General features: G+C 74.1%; 13 protein-coding genes. 9 read left to right on the top strand and 4 right to left on the bottom strand.

Annotated features, from left to right (window positions below; translation table 11 throughout):
• Positions 1-75 precede the first annotated feature (75 nt).
• A complete protein-coding gene (locus D1648_RS02615; RefSeq protein WP_122939255.1) occupies positions 76-1,035 on the top strand; it encodes a zinc-binding dehydrogenase in 960 nt (319 codons plus the stop codon).
• Positions 1,036-1,065: 30 nt separating this feature from the next.
• On the opposite strand, the gene tadA is transcribed toward D1648_RS02615, so the two are convergent.
• Both tadA and D1648_RS02605 read right to left on the bottom strand, forming a co-directional pair.
• Entirely contained in the window at positions 1,066-1,539 is a 474-nt protein-coding gene (gene tadA / locus D1648_RS02610) for a tRNA adenosine(34) deaminase TadA (protein WP_122939254.1), read from the bottom strand.
• A gap of 23 nt (positions 1,540-1,562) precedes the next feature.
• The gene (locus tag D1648_RS02605; protein ID WP_122939253.1) at positions 1,563-2,105 is read right to left on the bottom strand and encodes a dihydrofolate reductase family protein; all 543 of its coding nucleotides are present in this window, start codon (positions 2,103-2,105) and stop codon (positions 1,563-1,565) included.
• A gap of 112 nt (positions 2,106-2,217) precedes the next feature.
• Between D1648_RS02605 and upp the strand changes: the two genes are divergently transcribed.
• Positions 2,218-2,856, top strand: a complete 639-nt coding sequence (upp, locus tag D1648_RS02600) for a uracil phosphoribosyltransferase (RefSeq protein ID WP_122939252.1) — start codon at positions 2,218-2,220, stop codon at positions 2,854-2,856.
• A gap of 397 nt (positions 2,857-3,253) precedes the next feature.
• A complete protein-coding gene (locus D1648_RS02595; RefSeq protein WP_122939251.1) occupies positions 3,254-4,018 on the top strand; it encodes a winged helix-turn-helix domain-containing protein in 765 nt (254 codons plus the stop codon).
• A 590-nt stretch (positions 4,019-4,608) separates the two neighbouring features.
• Here the strand turns inward: D1648_RS02595 and D1648_RS02590 are convergent.
• The gene (locus tag D1648_RS02590; protein ID WP_122939250.1) at positions 4,609-5,355 is read right to left on the bottom strand and encodes a protein phosphatase 2C domain-containing protein; all 747 of its coding nucleotides are present in this window, start codon (positions 5,353-5,355) and stop codon (positions 4,609-4,611) included.
• Between the two features lie 104 nt (positions 5,356-5,459).
• Here D1648_RS02590 and D1648_RS02585 point away from each other — a divergent pair, with 104 nt between their 5' ends.
• From D1648_RS02585 to D1648_RS02570, 4 genes are all read left to right on the top strand, one after another.
• Positions 5,460-7,130 carry a chromosome partitioning protein gene (locus D1648_RS02585; protein WP_122939249.1) on the top strand — a complete coding sequence of 557 codons (1,671 nt, stop codon included), beginning with the start codon at positions 5,460-5,462 and terminating at the stop codon, positions 7,128-7,130.
• Between the two features lie 108 nt (positions 7,131-7,238).
• On the top strand, positions 7,239-10,343 hold the full coding sequence (locus D1648_RS02580; protein ID WP_122939248.1) for a DEAD/DEAH box helicase: 3,105 nt from the start codon (positions 7,239-7,241) through the stop codon (positions 10,341-10,343).
• Positions 10,340-11,059 carry a hypothetical protein gene (locus D1648_RS02575; protein ID WP_122939247.1) on the top strand — a complete coding sequence of 240 codons (720 nt, stop codon included), beginning with the start codon at positions 10,340-10,342 and terminating at the stop codon, positions 11,057-11,059. Before D1648_RS02580 ends, D1648_RS02575 begins: the two co-directional genes overlap by 4 nt.
• Before the next feature lie 26 nt (positions 11,060-11,085).
• Positions 11,086-12,666 (top strand): serine hydrolase, encoded by a 1,581-nt coding sequence (locus D1648_RS02570; RefSeq protein ID WP_122939246.1) that lies wholly within the window; start codon positions 11,086-11,088, stop codon positions 12,664-12,666.
• 11 nt (positions 12,667-12,677) lie between these two features.
• On the opposite strand, the gene D1648_RS02565 is transcribed toward D1648_RS02570, so the two are convergent.
• Positions 12,678-14,009, bottom strand: a complete 1,332-nt coding sequence (locus D1648_RS02565; RefSeq protein WP_122939245.1) for a serine/threonine-protein kinase — start codon at positions 14,007-14,009, stop codon at positions 12,678-12,680.
• Between the two features lie 104 nt (positions 14,010-14,113).
• Between D1648_RS02565 and D1648_RS02560 the strand changes: the two genes are divergently transcribed.
• Both D1648_RS02560 and D1648_RS02555 read left to right on the top strand, forming a co-directional pair.
• Complete coding sequence (locus D1648_RS02560; protein WP_122939244.1) at positions 14,114-14,392, top strand: hypothetical protein; 279 nt, start codon at positions 14,114-14,116, stop codon at positions 14,390-14,392.
• Positions 14,389-15,252, top strand: a complete 864-nt coding sequence (locus D1648_RS02555; RefSeq protein WP_122939243.1) for a hypothetical protein — start codon at positions 14,389-14,391, stop codon at positions 15,250-15,252. Before D1648_RS02560 ends, D1648_RS02555 begins: the two co-directional genes overlap by 4 nt.
• Positions 15,253-15,332 lie beyond the last annotated feature (80 nt).

The following is a 15,332-nucleotide window of genomic DNA, read 5'->3' as shown; positions in this document are numbered from 1 at the left end:
CCCACCTGGGCATTCCTAATGTGGAGGCATCAGTCGGGGCGAAGCGCCCCGGCAAATCACCGGGAGGAGGACCCCATGAAGGCATGGCAGTTCGAAGGCACCGGCATGCCCCTCACCCTCCGCGAGGTCGAGGAGCCCACGGCGGGGCCCGGCGAGGTCGTCGTCGAGGTCAAGGCCACCGGCGTCTGCCACTCGGACGTGACCACTCTGGACGACCCGGGCTGGATGGCGCTGTTCGAGAAAGGCCTTCCCCGCACCATGGGCCACGAGTCCGCCGGGGTGATCGTCGAGGTCGGGGACGGGATGGAGTCCTGGAAGGTCGGCGACCGCGTGGGCCTCGCGCCGGTGATGCGCGACGGCGACGCGCTCGGCTACGGCGCCTGGGACGGCGGTTTCCAGCCGCGGATCCGCGCCACCGCCGACAACCTGGTCGCCCTGCCCGACGAGGTCCCCTTCGACCTCGGGGCCATGGCCACCGATGCCGGGCTCACCTCCTATCACGCGATGGTGGCCGTAGGCGGAGCGAGCAAGGGGATGCGGATCGGGGTCATCGGGCTCGGCGGACTCGGCTACATCGGCGCACGCGTCGCCTCCCTTCTCGGCGCCGAGGTGTACGGCGCCGACATCAGCCCCGCCGCCCGCGAGCTGAAGGACGAGATCGGCCTGGCCGGCGTCGCCGAGAGCATCACCGCCTTCGCGGACCGCGACCTCGAGCTGATCGTCGACTACGCGGGCTTCGGCACCACGACGGCGGAAGCGCTCGAGACCCTCGCGGAGTTCGGCACGCTGGTCCAGGTGGGCATGGGACGGCTCGAGTCGACCATCGGCACCTACCCGCTGATCGTCAAGCAGCTGCAGATCAAGGGCTCGAAGTCGGGCACCCGCGAGGACCTCGCGGGCATCTACGAGCTGATGCGGGACGGCTCGCTCACCCCGCCGATGAACCACATCACGCACGCCGAGATCCCCGAGGCGATCGACAAGCTCCGCGAGGGCGGAGTGGTCGGGCGGTTCATCGCGATGTACGAGGAGTGAGCGTGGACGCAGGGTGCGGCGGCCGGGCGCTCAGCGCTTCCGGCGGGCGCGGAAGAAGTCGCGCAGCAGGTCGCCGCACTCCTGCTCCCGCACACCGGTGGTGAGCTCGACGCGGTGGTTCAGCCGCGGCTCGCGCACCAGGTCGTAGAGGGAGCCGGCCGCTCCGGCCTTGGGGTCCATCGCTCCGACGACGACGCGCTGCACGCGGGAGAGCACGATCGCACCCGCGCACATCGTGCACGGCTCGAGGGTGACCGCGAGCGTGCAGCCGGTGAGGTTCCAGCGGCCCGTCTCCCGGGCCGCCGCGCGCAGGGCGAGGATCTCGGCATGGGCGGTGGGGTCCTCGTCGGCCTCGCGGCGGTTCCCGGCGGTCGCGAGCACGGCGCCGTCGGGACTGATGACCACTGCGCCGATGGGGACGTCGGCCGGCTCCCGGCCGGCGGCGCCGCGCGCCTCGTCGATCGCGAGGCCCATCAGCGACTCGTCGCTCAGGGGATCGATCATGGAGCCATTGTCGCGCTGCCGGCTCAGCGCCGCTCCCCCACCACCGCGTAGCGCGCTTCCAGGAACGCGCCGTTGCGCCCGTGCTCGCGCAGCTCGAGGTCGAAGCTCCCGCCGAGCAGCGGCCGGCCTGCGCCGAGGGCCACCGGGGCGATCGATACGAAGACCTCGTCGAGCATGCCTGCACGTGCGAACTCCGCGGCGAGGTCCCCGCCGCCGACGATCCACACGTCCTTCCCGTCCGCGGCCTCCTCGATCGCGGCGCGGTGCTCGGCGGGCGCCCCGGAGACGGCGGTGATGCCCTCGCGCCGCGCCGCGGGCGGGCGGTGGGTGAACAGGAAGGTGGGCTGGGTGTAGACCCAGGCGCCATCGACGGCGCCCTCGTGCTCGAGCACCCAGTCGTAGGTGGTGCGGCCGGTGACGATCGCGCCGACATCGGCGATGAAGTCGTCGTAGGGCATGATGCTCTCCTCCCCGACAGGCTGGGAGAGCAGCCAGTCGAGGCTGTCGTGCTCGTCGGCGAGGAAGCCGTCGAGGGTGGTCGCGGTGTAGTAGCGGTAACGGGTCATGACGGGCTCCTTCGCGCGCGTCGGGGCCAGGCGCGGTCGCCTGTCGGGAGACCATCCTCTCCCCTCCCTCCGACATGCCGTGGGCCAGGGCGTGCTCCGGTAGATTCCTTCCATGCGCGTTCTCGAGATCGACCACCCCCTCGTCGCCCACAAGCTGTCGGTGCTGCGCAATCGCGCCACCCATTCCTCCGTGTTCCGCCAGCTCGCCGATGAGCTGGTCACCCTGCTGGCCTACGAGGCGACCCGCAACGTGGCCGTCGCGCCGGTGGAGATCGAGACGCCGGTGACCACCATGACCGGCACCCGGCTGACGAACCCCAAGCCGATGGTCGTGCCGATCCTCCGCGCGGGGCTCGGCATGCTCGACGGCCTCACCCGCCTGCTGCCCACCGCCGAGGTGGGATTCCTGGGCATGGTCCGCAACGACGAGACCCTCGAGGTCACCACCTACGCGAACCGCCTGCCCGACGATCTCTCGGGTCGGCAGTGCTTCGTGCTGGACCCGATGCTCGCCACCGGACACACCCTCATCGCCTCGTGCGAGTACCTCCACGAGCGCGGCGCGAAGGACATCACCTGCGTGACGCTGCTGTGCGCGCCTGAGGGGCTGAAGGCGCTCGAGGAGCAGCTCGACCCCGCGATCGACCTCACCGTCGTCACCGCTGCGATCGACGAGAAGCTCAACGAGAAGGGCTACATCGTCCCGGGCCTGGGCGACGCCGGCGACCGCCTCTTCGGGGTCGTCGACTGAGCCCTGATCCACCGTCGAGGGGCCGCAGCGGCGCGGGAACAGGCCTCGATGCCCCGTCCCGGAATGTGAACACTCGCTTGCCCTCCGGAAGGGGACGGGGCATCCTCGTACCCATGACCTCGATCGCCGCGCACCGCGAGACCGCCCCCCGGGTGGTCCGCTCCGCCATGCGCGCGATGATGTTCATGATGATGATGCCGATGATGCATCGTCAGCCGAGCCTCTGAGCGCTCACGACCTCTCCGAGATCGGCTGACAGGAGCCGGCCGGAGGGCGCGGGCTCCAGGTGCCACCGGGAGCACGCCCCTCACAGATCCGCCGCAGGCGTCGATCAGCCAGGGATCCCGGGTCCACCGCCCGCCGCGCTGAATGCGCCGCACCTCGGAGAACTCGCATCATGACCATCGCCCTGGATCGCCCCACCACCGCCGACGCGACCGCCGTCCGCACCTCCCCCCGCCTGCACCGGGTGGGCGGGACCGCCTCGCGCCCCGTCCCCACCGAGGACGCCGTCACCATCACCGTCTCCGTGACCCTGCCCGCCGGGACCGGCGACGTCGAGGCCGCGGTCATCGCCGACGAGCTGCGCACCCGCGCGCAGCGCCTGGTCGCCGCCCGCGACGGCCGCACCAGCGTCTCGGTGGACAGCCCCCGCACTTTCGCCGCGACCGGCCGCGGCACCGCCCGCACGCTGCCGCCCCGCACCCAGGGCGCCGCGGCCGTGAGCCCGCTGCGACCCCGCCGCAAGGGGATCGTCTCCCCGAACGCCCCGGCCCGCCGGGACGCGGAGGCGGCCCGCCGCCGCCAGCTGCAGGCGACCGCGGTGAGCCCCTCCAGCCCCTCCCTCGCCCCTGAGGACTCGCTGGTCATCGACCTGTTCGGCCGCCGGGTGCGGATCGACGGGCAGGACGTGGACTTCACCCACAAGGAGTTCGAGCTGCTGGCCCAGCTGGCCCGCGACTCGCGTCGCACGATCTCCCGCACCGAGCTCATGGAGACGGTCTGGGCCGAGGCGCCCGAGGACACCGGCGAGCGCACGGTCGACGTGCACGTGCGCCGCGTGCGCACGAAGCTCGGCCGCTACCGCCGTCTGATCTCCACGGTGCGCGGGGCGGGCTACCGCCTGGATCCGGGCAGCGACGTCGCCATCCTCGGGTCCTGACCCGGCCGGAAATGCGACGAGCGGCCCGGAGCGCTCAACCGACAGTGTCGGGGGCTCACGGACCGCTCGTCAGGCCTGTCGTCCGTCAGGGGTGGGTGCGGGCGAACAGGCTGGACGGGCTGCCACAGGTGGGGGAACCTGGCATCTGTGCCCGTCCGGCCGCTCCCCATGAGGGGGGTCTTGGGGAACGGCACATCTCTCAAATTTTCAATGTCTTGCGACGCTCGGAACACTACCAGCCGAACGCGGAGGTTTCATCCCCGCAAGACCGACCTCGCACGTTCTCCGTGTCACGTCCCCCGATGGGGGAGCTACACGTCTCCCGACGACGTCGTGACACCGAGTCTAGGCGCTCCGCCGCCGTCTGTAAACGAGGCGCGACGCGTCGTTCTTGCAGGTGACATGCAGGAAGTTCAGTCACCTCACTGTGTCGAGGTTCGGTCGAGCTCACCCCATGGGACCGTCAAGTCTCACGGTCGGAGGGTACTTCCGCAGCCGTCCCGACGGCGCGGCGGAGCTCCACGAGAGCTCGAGCGGGCCCGCGCGGCGCCCGGCGCTGTCACCGTGCACGCACCGATCTCCCAGCTCCGTCACAGCCGCCAGGAGAGGACGGTCGCGTCGTCGTGCCGCTTCCGCGGCGCCCTCTCCCCCGCCAGCGCCGTCTCCGCGCGCCGGATCCCGGCCAGCACCGGGCCCGGATCCTCGGAGAGCGCGCGGGCGAGGGACGCGTCGTCGTGCAGTCCCAGCAGCTCCACGGCGCGCGTGATCCCGTCGCTGACCAGGTGCACCGCGGAGAGATCAGCGAGCGGGGTGCGGCCTGCGAGCGCCTCGCCGGCGGCCTCCGGCTCGTGGCGGGCGACCCAGAACCCTCCCGGGGCGTTGCGCCGCGCCTCGATCGCCTCGGCGCCCCGCTCCTGCCGCACCACGTCCTCGATCCGCCGGTCGGTGATCCTCGTGACACGACCGTCCCGTCGCTCCAGGAGGAGGGACGCGTCGCACAGCACCAGGTGCTCGAGGTCCTGCCCGGCGCGGCGCACCATGGCCACTGTGGCGGAGGGGCCGCCGGCGGAGAGGTCGCACTCGTCCTCGTGCAGGACCCGCACCTCGTCGATCGCGCGGGCGAGCGCCCCGGTCAGGGCGAGGGAGCTGTCCTGGGCGGCGACCAGCAGGCGGGCCGCGAGGGCGTGCGAGTACCAGGCGACCGAGTGGTGGCAGCCGTGGCGGAACCGTGCGGGCACCCCGGCGCCGTCGAGCACCACCGCCACCTCGCCCAGCACCCCGGCCGCGTCCTCGTCCGCGCCGGGCACGGCCGGGTCGCTGAGCAGGGTGATGTGCACGGTGCCACTGTAGGCGCGGACGGGGCGCCGAGCGCCCGTAGAGTGGTCCCGAACTCTGCCGCGGGCCCCGCTCCGTCGGCGCTCAGCACGGAAGGGAAGACCAGATGATCGCGCAGGCGCGCATCACCTCCGAGACCACTGCCACGGTGCACCTGGCCGACGAGTCCGTCGAGGTGGCCGGAGCCGACCTCCCCGAGATCCGGGACCGGGTCAAGCAGGTCTTCATCACCTCCGCCAAGAGCGGCGACCAGGAGCTCGACGTGGTGATCGTCGAGCCCGACGTGCGCCACCACCTGCGCGTGGAGCCCTCGGGCAGGATCACCCCGCGTGAGCCGGACTCCCGCCCGCTGCACGGGCCGGATCCCGACGAGCCGCTGATCGCGCCGTCCCACGCGGCGGTCGAGGAGCACCCCGCGGTCGACGCGACGGGCGGTGCGGGCTCCTCCGCCCGTCCGCTCCGTGCGCGCCGCCGACGGGCGGCGGCCGCGCCGAGCTCGGGGTCGGACTCGACGGACGTGCTCTCCGCCGCGACCGGCGAGCACGCCGTCGTCCCCACCTTCTCGTACGCGCCGCAGACCTCGGCCGATGCGGTGCGCGACGGCGCGGCGGCGCAGGGCGGGGCGAGCCTCGCCCCGGGCGCGCCCGCCGCCGCGGACCGCTCCGCCTCCTCCGCGCCGTCGGCCGCATCGGCGCCGTCGGCTCCGTCGGCTGCGTCGGCCGCGTCCGCACAGTCCGGTCCGTCGGCCCCGTCGGCACCCTCGGCGGCTCCTGCCCCCGAGGCGACCGCTGCCACGGTGCACAAGCGCCCGCTGCCCTCGCGCGCCGACGTGCCGGCCGACTCGCGCCCCACGCTCCAGGACCTGCAGTCCTCGACGGCGCGTCGCAAGAAGGTCAAGGCCACCCGCGGCCTGCCCGGGCTGATCACGCGCCTGACCGGCGGGGTGATCTCCCCCGGACCGGGGCAGAAGGAGCGCCTGGCCATCGAGCGTCTGGAGCGGATCCACCGTCCCCTCGAGGGCCCGCGCAACATCGCGGTGGTGAACCTCAAGGGCGGCGCGCACAAGACCACCGCCTCGCTGATGATCGCCGCGACCCTCGGCGTGACCCGCGGCGGCAACGTTCTGGCCTGGGACAACAACGAGACCCGGGGCACGCTCGGCTGGCGCGGGCTGCCCACCGAGCACCGCCGCACGGCCGTGGACCTGCTCCACGACATCGACACGCTGCGCTCCCCCGCCACGAGCAACGCGGACCTCGACCCGTACGTGCGCCCGCAGGGCGAGATGCGCTTCGACATCCTCGCCTCCGACGAGGACCCGGGCTCGGCGGAGCTGATCGACGCGGAGGCCTTCGCCGAGCTCAACGAGGCGCTCTCGCGCTTCTACCGCCTGAAGGTGATCGACACCGGCAACAACGTGCGCGCCTCGAACTGGCTCGCCGCGGTCCGCAGCGCCGACCAGCTGGTGATCATCTCGACCGTCCGCGAGGACACCTTCAACGCCGCGGCGTGGATGATCGACGAGCTGCGGGCGACGGGCCTGGGCGAGCAGGTGGACCATGCGGTGACGATCCTGTCCCACTCCTCGAAGGGGAAGTTCGACCCGACCCTGCGCTCACGGCTGCTCGCCCACTTCGGGGCGCACACCCGAGCGGTCACCGAGGTGCCCTACGAGCAGCAGTTCGTCGACGGCACCCACCTGGACTGGGCCCGGGTCTCGAAGCGGACCAAGGCGGCCTGGCTGGATGCGACCGCGCTGATCGTCGACGGGCTGTGACGAGCGGGGACGGACCTCCCCTCCCCCTCGCCGCCCTCCGCCGTCCCGTCGTCCACAGTCCGTCGACGCCCGCCTCGCGCGTCGGCGCCTGCACCTAACCTGGGACCCATGCCCGATCGCCGCCTGCACCTCGTCGTCGACGAGGACCTCGGCCCCGCGCTGTGGGTCGCCGAGCAGACCGGTCCCCGCCGCTCCCGCGCCCTCGAGGACCTCACCGCGCTGCGCGAGGACGCCCCGCCCCCGCTCGCCGAGGCGCTCGCGGACGCCCCGGACCGGCTGCGCCACCGCGTGCGGGTCCCGGGACGGGACGGGGACCGGCGCATGCCCGCCCTGCCGCTGTCCGGCACGGGACTGACCGGCCTGGTCGGCGCCGCGACCGCCCTGCTCGAGGCCCGGTTCGACCAGGAGCTGCCGGACCGGCTCGCGCAGCTGCTCGCCGAGGAGACCGCCGCCCGGCTGGACGAGCAGCTGATCGCGATGCCGAACCTCCTGGCCGCCTGCGTGCTGGACCTGCGCGCCCAGGAGCTCCTCGCCGCCCGGCACCTGCGAGTGCGCGCCGCCGAGCGCTATGGGCGGCCGATCCTGCAGTGGCGCGCCCCCGAGCCGGAGGCGCCCGCTCTGCTGCACGCCCTCGTGGACGGCCACGCCCGTCCCGCCTTCGCCGAGCACCTGCGCCGCGCCGCACCGCCCGCCGCGGACCCGCTGGGCGTGCTGTGGGCGCTGGCCGACGACGGCGAGCTGCGCGCGGACCTGCCCACCCAGCGCCGCCTCACCACCGCCTTCGACGGCTTCGTCGACTCCGGACGACCCGGCGTGAAGCTCGGCCCCGGCGACAGCGAGCTGGTGGTGCGGCTGTTCCAGCCGCCCGTCGGGACGGCCTGGCCGCTGCAGACCTGCCTGCGGGAGGACGACGGGACCGTCCACCCCGTCGCGGATCTCCGCGCCGTCGGAGACCTCACCGCGGCCGGCGCCGCCGAGGCCTCCGCCGCCGTGCTGCGCCTCGCGCCGACGGTGCGCGGCGCGGCCGTGGACGACACCGGGGTGGACTGGCTGCTGACCACCCAGGAGGCCTCGGCCTTCCTCACCCTGGACACCCCCGCGCTCGAGCAGGCCGGGGTCACGGTGCTGCTGCCGCGGGACTGGACCGCCCAGCGCACCACGCTGCGCCCGCAGGAGGTCGAGGAGGATCCCGGCGAGCGGAAGGGCTCCGGGGTGGGGCTCGGGGCGATGGCCTCCTTCCGCTGGCGGGTGGCCGTGGGCGACACCGAGCTGACCGAGGAGGAGATGGAGCGGATCCGCGAGGCGCAGGCCGAGCTGGTGCAGCTGCGCGGCCAGTGGGTGCGCCTGGACCCCACCACCCTCCGCGCCGCCGAGCGCTTCCTCGACGCGTTCAGCCGCCGCACCCGCGACCGCCGGCTCGCGGGCAGGGAGGACGGCGAGGCGCCCGCGGCGTCGGCCGCTCGCGCACCCCGCGCCCCGGAGCGTCCGGCCGCACCCGAGCTGCCGCCCCCGGCGCCGGTCCCGGCCGAGGTCGAGGGAAGAGCGCCGTGGATCGAGATGTTCTCGATGATCCTCTCCCCCGACATGGCCGACGTCGACTTCGGCCTCGCCGCCCTGCACTCCGGCGGCAGCCGGGGCCTGGCCCGCCTGATGCCCGGCGCGGAGGGCCCCTACCCCTACCCGCAGCCGGAGACGCTCGCGGCGACGCTGCGGCCCTACCAGCTCGACGGCCTGAACTGGCTGTGGGCACTGGACGAGCAGTCCCTCGGCGGGATCCTCGCCGACGACATGGGGCTCGGCAAGACGATGCAGGTCCTCGCGCTGCTGTGCCGAGAGCGGGAGGGGATCCCCCTCGAACGGCTCGCGGACGCCCCCGTGACGGGACGGCGGGAGGTGCCGCCCGCCCCCGTCGGCCCGACGCTGCTGGTGTGCCCGATGTCCGTGGTCGGGGCCTGGCAGCGGGAGGCCGAGAGATTCGCTCCCTGTCTCTCGGTGCACGTCCACCACGGCGGGGACCGGGTGCGGGACGAGTCCTTCGTCGCCGGCGCCGCGGATCTGGATCTCGTGATCACCACCTACTCGCTGCTGGCACGCGACCTGCCGGTGCTGCAGGCCGTGCCCTGGCACCGCCTGGTGCTGGACGAGGCGCAGCACGTGAAGACCCCCGGCACCCAGGTCACGCGTGCCGCGCGGGCGCTGCAGGCCCCGCACCGCCTCGCCCTGACCGGCACCCCCGTCGAGAACCGGCTCGGCGACCTGCACTCGCTGATGGAGGCGGTGAACCCGGGCCTGCTGGGCGGCGCCGCGAGCTTCCAGGAGCGGATCGCGACCCCGATCGAGGAGGAGGGCCACGGCGGGGCGATCAGCCGCCTGCGCCTGGTGACCTCGCCGTTCATCCTGCGCCGCGTGAAGACGGACCGCTCGATCATCGCGGACCTGCCCGAGAAGATCGAGCTGCACCGGGTGGTGAACCTGACCCCGGAGCAGGCCGGGCTGTACGAGGCGATCGTGGACGAGCTGATGGCCCAGATCGACGGCGCCGAGCAGGCCCGGCGCCGCACCCTGGTCGTCTCCGCGATCACGCGGCTGAAGCAGGTGTGCAACCACCCCGCGCACTATCTCGGCGACGGCTCCCCGCTGGTGCGCGAGGGCCGGCACCGCTCGGGCAAGCTCGAGCTGGTCGACGACCTGCTCGCCTCCGCCTTCGAGCGCGGCGAGAAGGTGCTGCTGTTCACCCAGTTCACGACCTTCGGGCACCTGCTGGTCCCCTACTGGGCCGAGCGCTTCGCCGAGCACGGCCTCGGCTCGGTGCCCTTCCTGCACGGCGGGGTCTCCAAGCGGGACCGCGACCGGATGGTCGAGGAGTTCCAGCAGCAGCGGGACCGGCCCGGGATGATGCTGCTGAGCCTGCGCGCCGGCGGCACGGGCCTGACCCTCACGGCCGCGAACCACGTGGTGCACCTGGACCGCTGGTGGAACCCGGCGGTGGAGAACCAGGCCACCGACCGCGCCTTCCGCATCGGCCAGCGTCGCGACGTCACCGTGAACACCCTGCTCAGCGCCGGGACGGTCGAGGAGAAGATCGACACCGTCCTCTCCGACAAGCAGGCCCTCGCCGATCTCACGGTGGGCCACGGCGAGGACTGGCTCGCGCAGCTGGACGACGACCGGCTGCTGGATCTGCTCTCCCTGGACGAGGAGGAGGACCGATGAGCATCTCCCTGCGCTCCCGGCGCGGACCGATCGGCACCGCCTGGCAGGCGGTCGCGCTGCGCGAGGCGGCCGAGCGGCTGCTGGGCCCCGGCCGAGCCGGCCGCGGCCGCACCGATGCGCGGGCCGGCCGCGTGCAGTGGCTCGAGGTCGAGGCGGGCGCCGCCCGCGCCGCGGTCCAGGACCCGGGCGGCGAGCTGCACCAGGCGAGGTTCGAGCTGCCCGCCTTCCGCGCCGGGGACCGGGAGGCGTTCCTGCGCATCGCGCGCGCCCATCCCGAGCTGCCCGCCGTGCTCGCGGCCGGCCGGTATCCCGAGCAGATCGAGGCCGAGCTCGCCCCCTCGATGGTCTCGCTGCTGCCGCGAGACGCCGCCGAGCTCTCCCACGACTGCTCCTGCCTGGACTGGCCGGGGCCGTGCCGGCACGTCTCGGCGCTCGTGTACGTGCTGGTCGAGGCCGTGGACGAGCACCCCCAGCACCTGCTGACGCTGCGCGGGCTCGCGCTCGAGGACCTCGTCGCCCCGGCCGAGGGAGCCGGCGAGGAGGACCCCGCCCAGGACCGGGCACCCGCGACGGACGATCCCCGCGAGAGCGGGCACGAGGAGGAGCCGCCCGCCCGCGCCCCGTACGACCCGCGCCGCACCGATCCCGCCCTTCTGGCGGAGGTGGTCGGCGAGGAGGTCGCCGGGATCATCGCCGGCTTCTACCACCGCGGGTGAACCGGGCCCGCAGTACAGTGGAATCCATGCCGTCCCCCGCCTCGAGCCCCCGCCCCCTCGTCCCCGCGGAGGCGGTCGCCGAGATCGCCGCCCTCGCCGAGAACGCCGTCGCCGAGCACCGCACCTCGGGCGTGACCTGGGCGATCATCGGCGGTCACGCGCACGAGCAGGCGATCCTCGCCCACGGTGCTGCCGGGCACCGCGAGTTCTCGGAGGGGACACCCGCCCCCGGCTCGTCCCCGATGGATCGCGCGACCGTCTCCCGCATCGCCTCGATGACGAAGTCGTTCACCGCCGCGACGATCCTCGCCCTGCGCGACGAGGGCGCGCTGCGGCTCGAGGACCCCGTCTCGGCCCACGTGCCCGAGGCCGCCGACGCCTTCGAGCTCGCGGCCGACGACCGCGAGCCGACCCTGCGCCGGCTGCTGACGATGGACGCCGGCCTGGTCACCGACAACCCCTGGGGCGACCGGCAGGAGGCGATGACACGGGAGGAGTTCGCCGCCGTGCTGCGCGGCGGGCTCGGCCACGTGCACCGCCCCGGCACCGGCTTCGAGTACTCCAACACCGGCTACGCCCTGCTGGGACGCGTGATCGACGAGGTCACCGGCTCGGACTACGCCGACGAGATCCGCCGGCGCTTCCTGGACCCGCTGGGGCTCACGGCGACGGGCTGGTCCGCCGCCGAGATCGACCAGGGCCTCCTCGCCACCGGGCACCGCCTCGCCGACCGCACCGACGCGACCCGCTTCGAGCCGGTGCCGCTGGACTCCCCCGGCGTGTACGGGGCGATGGCCGGGCTGTTCTCGACCGTGGACGACATCGCGACCTGGGTGCGCTTCCTCGCCGCGGCCGACGCCCCGGACAGCTCGAGCCGGGAGGCGGGTCCGCTCGCGACCGCCTCCCGCCGCGAGATGCAGCAGCTGCACCGCCACCAGGCGCTCGCGCCGCTGCCCGCCGGGGAGGACGGCGTCTCCCCCGGCTTCGACCGGGTGCGCGGCTACGGCTTCGGCCTGGTGATCGAGCACTTCCCCGACCTCGGCGAGGTGGTCTCCCACTCCGGCGGCTATCCCGGCTACGGCTCGTTCATGGTGTGGCACCGCGACTCGGGCGTGGGCGTCGTCGCGCTCGCGAACTCGAAGTACGCCCCGGCCACTCCCCTGTCGATGCAGGCGCTGCGGATCCTGCGCCGCCGGGCGCCGGAGCTGCTGGCCCGCACTCCGCCGCAGGCCGCCCCGCGCACCCTCGAGGCGGCTCGCGGCGCGCTCGAGTGGCTCCGCACGGACGAGGACTCCGCGGCCGACGCCTGGTTCGCGGACAACATGGACCTCGACGTGCCCCGCGCCGAGCGGCGCCGCCGACGGGACGCCGCTCTCGCCGCGGCCGGGCTCGACCTGGCGGATCTGGCGGCGCTGCGGGTCGAGGACGCCCGCGTGCTGAGCCGGGCGCGTCTGCGCTGGACGCTGCCGGCACGTGTCCGCGATGTCGACGGAACGACGGGTGCGACAGGTTCGGCGGGGCCGGAGGTCTCGGCGCTGCACGTCGAGCTGCTCATGGATCCGCGCCGCGAGGGGCTCGTGCAGTCGCTGGAGACCACCGCGCGCTGAGCCCCGCGGGGTCAGGTGAAGACGTGGCCCTCGTCGGTCGCGGTGCAGGTGACATAGGCGCCCTCGGGGGTCAGGGCGATCACGCCCTCGTCGGAGGCTGCGCAGTCCTGCCCCGCCTCGACCTCCGCGAAGGCGGCGTCGATACCGCTGGTGCCCGCACCGCCGGTCAGGGCGCTGGTGGAGCCGTCGAAGACCACCAGCAGCACGATCGCCACGATCACCCCGAGCACCAGCGCGGTGCCGGCGCCGAGCCCCACCGCGATCATCGTGCTGCGACGGCGGGAGTCGTCCTGCCCGGCGGGGCGGCCCGTGGTCGTCGTGGTGCCGACCCCGGCCCCGACGCCGGCCCCCGGGCCCTGCGCCCACTGCGGCCCCGTCTGCGGGGAGGCGGAGCCGACGCTGTAGCCCTGCTGGACCCGCCCGGAGCGGATCGCCTCGAGCGAGGCGGGCGCGACCTGGGCGGCGGGGCGCTCGGGGCGGGCCGCGCCGGGGGCGTTCGGCGGGAGCGGGTCCAGGGTGTCCCGGAGATCCAGCGGGCTGCCGTCGACATGTGCGAGCGGATAGCCCGGGGGCACGCGCGGCAGATCGCGCCGCACCGCGTCGGCGTCCTGATAGCGCTCCTCCGGCTGCGCCGCGACGAGGCCGCGGATCACGGCGGAGAGCTTCGGGGTGACCCCGCGCAGGAGCCGGGTGAGCTCATCGGGCCGGAAGGCGCCGTCATGGAGCGTGAGCGGTCCGTTCAGGGCCACGAGCGCGACCACGCCCGCGGCGTAGAGGTCGTGGGAGGGGTTCGGCTCCGCCATCGAGAACAGCTCCGGCGCCATGTACCCGGGGGTGCCGTTGACCATGCCCACATGGGTGAAGCGCACGTCCGTCTCGTGCACCGCGATCCCGAAGTCCGCCAGGCGCGAGACGGGCAGCTGCCGCCCGCGCGGCTCGAACATGATGTTCGCGGGCTTCACGTCGCGGTGGATCCACCCCTCGGCGTGCACGTGCGAGAGCCCGTCCAGCAGCTGGTCCAGGATCACCACGACCGCGGGCTCGGCGAGCTTCCCGCGGGTCTTGACGACCGATTCGAGGGTGCCGCCGGAGACCAGGGGCATCGCGATCACGACGTGCTCGTCCTCGGCGCCCCAGCCGTAGGGGGTCAGCAGGTGGGGGTGGTCGAAGCTGACGCCCTTCTCGCGCACGAAGCGCATCAGATCGGCCGAGTCGCGCTGACGCAGGACCTTCGCGGCGCACAGCTCCTGGATCTTGGAGTCCCAGGCGCGCCACACGGAACCGGACCCGCCCTTGGCGATCAGGTCGATGAGCGCGAAGCGCCCGACAATAACGTCAGCCATGATTTCCACAGCATAACCTCGGGCCTTCCCCACGTCGTTATGCTGAGAGGGACCCTGCCCCGGGCGCGAGCCCGGCCCGTCCGTCCCGAACCGAGGGGGTGCCCGTGGACGAGATCCTGCTGGCCGCCCCGTTCGAGGGGGACTCGTTCTGGGATCCCGTCGCGGCGTCGTGGCCGCTCATGGCGCTGCTGGGCGCGATCTGCCTGGTGCTGACGATCGGCTTCGCGGTGTGGCTGGTGCTGCAGCCCGAGGAGCCCGAGCTCGACACCGGCCCGCTCGTGGACAAGGCCGTGCGCGCGGACCGCGACGAGGCCGCGCTGATCCGTCGGCGCCTGGACGCCGACTCCGGTCGCGCCGACGTGGCGGAGCCCGAGCTGAGATGACCCCGCTGCGGGCCGGTCGGCCACGCCGCCGCGCCCTCGCGCCGCTGGGCCTGCTCGCCTCCACTGCGCTGCTCACCCCCGCCTGCAGCCCCTCCCCCGTGCCCACCTCGGGCGACGTCCCCCGCAGCCCGCTGGCCGCGCTGGATCCCGCCGACTGGGACGCCCGCACCGCCGAGGAGCTGCTCGCCCTGCCCCTCGACGGCGCGGCCGAGGAGCTCGAGACCTGGGCGGGGATCGGAGCCCGTGAGGGGGACGTCGCGGCGTCGCGCGAGGCGATCGTCGACTTCGTCGCGGCCGCCTATCTCTCCCCGGAGGAGCTGCGCGGTCTCGACGACGCCGCGACCCTCGACCGGCTCACGGCGCGCACCCCCGAAGCCTGGCTGGACCCGCTGCGCACCGCCTGGGAGGATGGCGGACGTCCCTTCTACTCGATCGCCCTGGCCGAGCCGTTCCGCACCGTCGGTCTGCCCGCACTGAGCGCGAGCTGGCACCGCGCCGAGCAGGACGGCGCCCCCGTGCTGGCGCTCGCGGCCACGATCGCCTGGGCCGTGATCGACACGGGCACCCGCGCGGTGGGCGTCATCGCGCACCGGCTCGGGCTGATCGCCGAGCTCGACGACTCGGGCGGCCTCGTCGACGGGCATCTGCGCGTGACGATGCACGGCCTGGACGGCTGCGGGATCGAGGAGAACGAGGGGCTGCTGGTCCCCGCGCTCGCGGACGAGGACGCGCACCGCAGCGTGCAGGAGGCCACGCGGCAGGACGTGCTCGGCGCGCCCCGGATCCCGCTGGCGGAGGTCCTGGAGGAGGACTCCGCGCTCTTCGCCGGCGACGACCGCACCTATCTCACCTGCAGCTGAGCCCGCGCCGGGGCCCGTCGGCCACCGTCCTGCCGCTCCCGGACACCGCCCGTCCCCTGCTGTTCACCTCGCGGTGGCCA

Source organism: Brachybacterium sp. EE-P12, assembly GCF_003711805.1.
Classification (GTDB): Bacteria; Actinomycetota; Actinomycetes; order Actinomycetales; family Dermabacteraceae; genus Brachybacterium.
Note: the sequence above shows the minus strand (reverse complement) of the source record. Positions and strands in the feature narration are given on the sequence as shown.

What these genes read in the sequence shown, in the direction of transcription:
- D1648_RS02615 (WP_122939255.1), top strand. Translation starts at nt 76, where the DNA reads ATGAAGGCATGGCAGTTCGAAGGCACCGGCATGCCCCTCACCCTCCGC.
- tadA (WP_122939254.1), bottom strand. Translation starts at nt 1,539, where the DNA reads ATGATCGATCCCCTGAGCGACGAGTCGCTGATGGGCCTCGCGATCGAC.
- D1648_RS02605 (WP_122939253.1), bottom strand. Translation starts at nt 2,105, where the DNA reads ATGACCCGTTACCGCTACTACACCGCGACCACCCTCGACGGCTTCCTC.
- upp (WP_122939252.1), top strand. Translation starts at nt 2,218, where the DNA reads ATGCGCGTTCTCGAGATCGACCACCCCCTCGTCGCCCACAAGCTGTCG.
- D1648_RS02595 (WP_122939251.1), top strand. Translation starts at nt 3,254, where the DNA reads ATGACCATCGCCCTGGATCGCCCCACCACCGCCGACGCGACCGCCGTC.
- D1648_RS02585 (WP_122939249.1), top strand. Translation starts at nt 5,460, where the DNA reads ATGATCGCGCAGGCGCGCATCACCTCCGAGACCACTGCCACGGTGCAC.
- D1648_RS02580 (WP_122939248.1), top strand. Translation starts at nt 7,239, where the DNA reads ATGCCCGATCGCCGCCTGCACCTCGTCGTCGACGAGGACCTCGGCCCC.
- D1648_RS02575 (WP_122939247.1), top strand. Translation starts at nt 10,340, where the DNA reads ATGAGCATCTCCCTGCGCTCCCGGCGCGGACCGATCGGCACCGCCTGG.
- D1648_RS02570 (WP_122939246.1), top strand. Translation starts at nt 11,086, where the DNA reads ATGCCGTCCCCCGCCTCGAGCCCCCGCCCCCTCGTCCCCGCGGAGGCG.
- D1648_RS02565 (WP_122939245.1), bottom strand. Translation starts at nt 14,009, where the DNA reads ATGGCTGACGTTATTGTCGGGCGCTTCGCGCTCATCGACCTGATCGCC.
- D1648_RS02555 (WP_122939243.1), top strand. Translation starts at nt 14,389, where the DNA reads ATGACCCCGCTGCGGGCCGGTCGGCCACGCCGCCGCGCCCTCGCGCCG.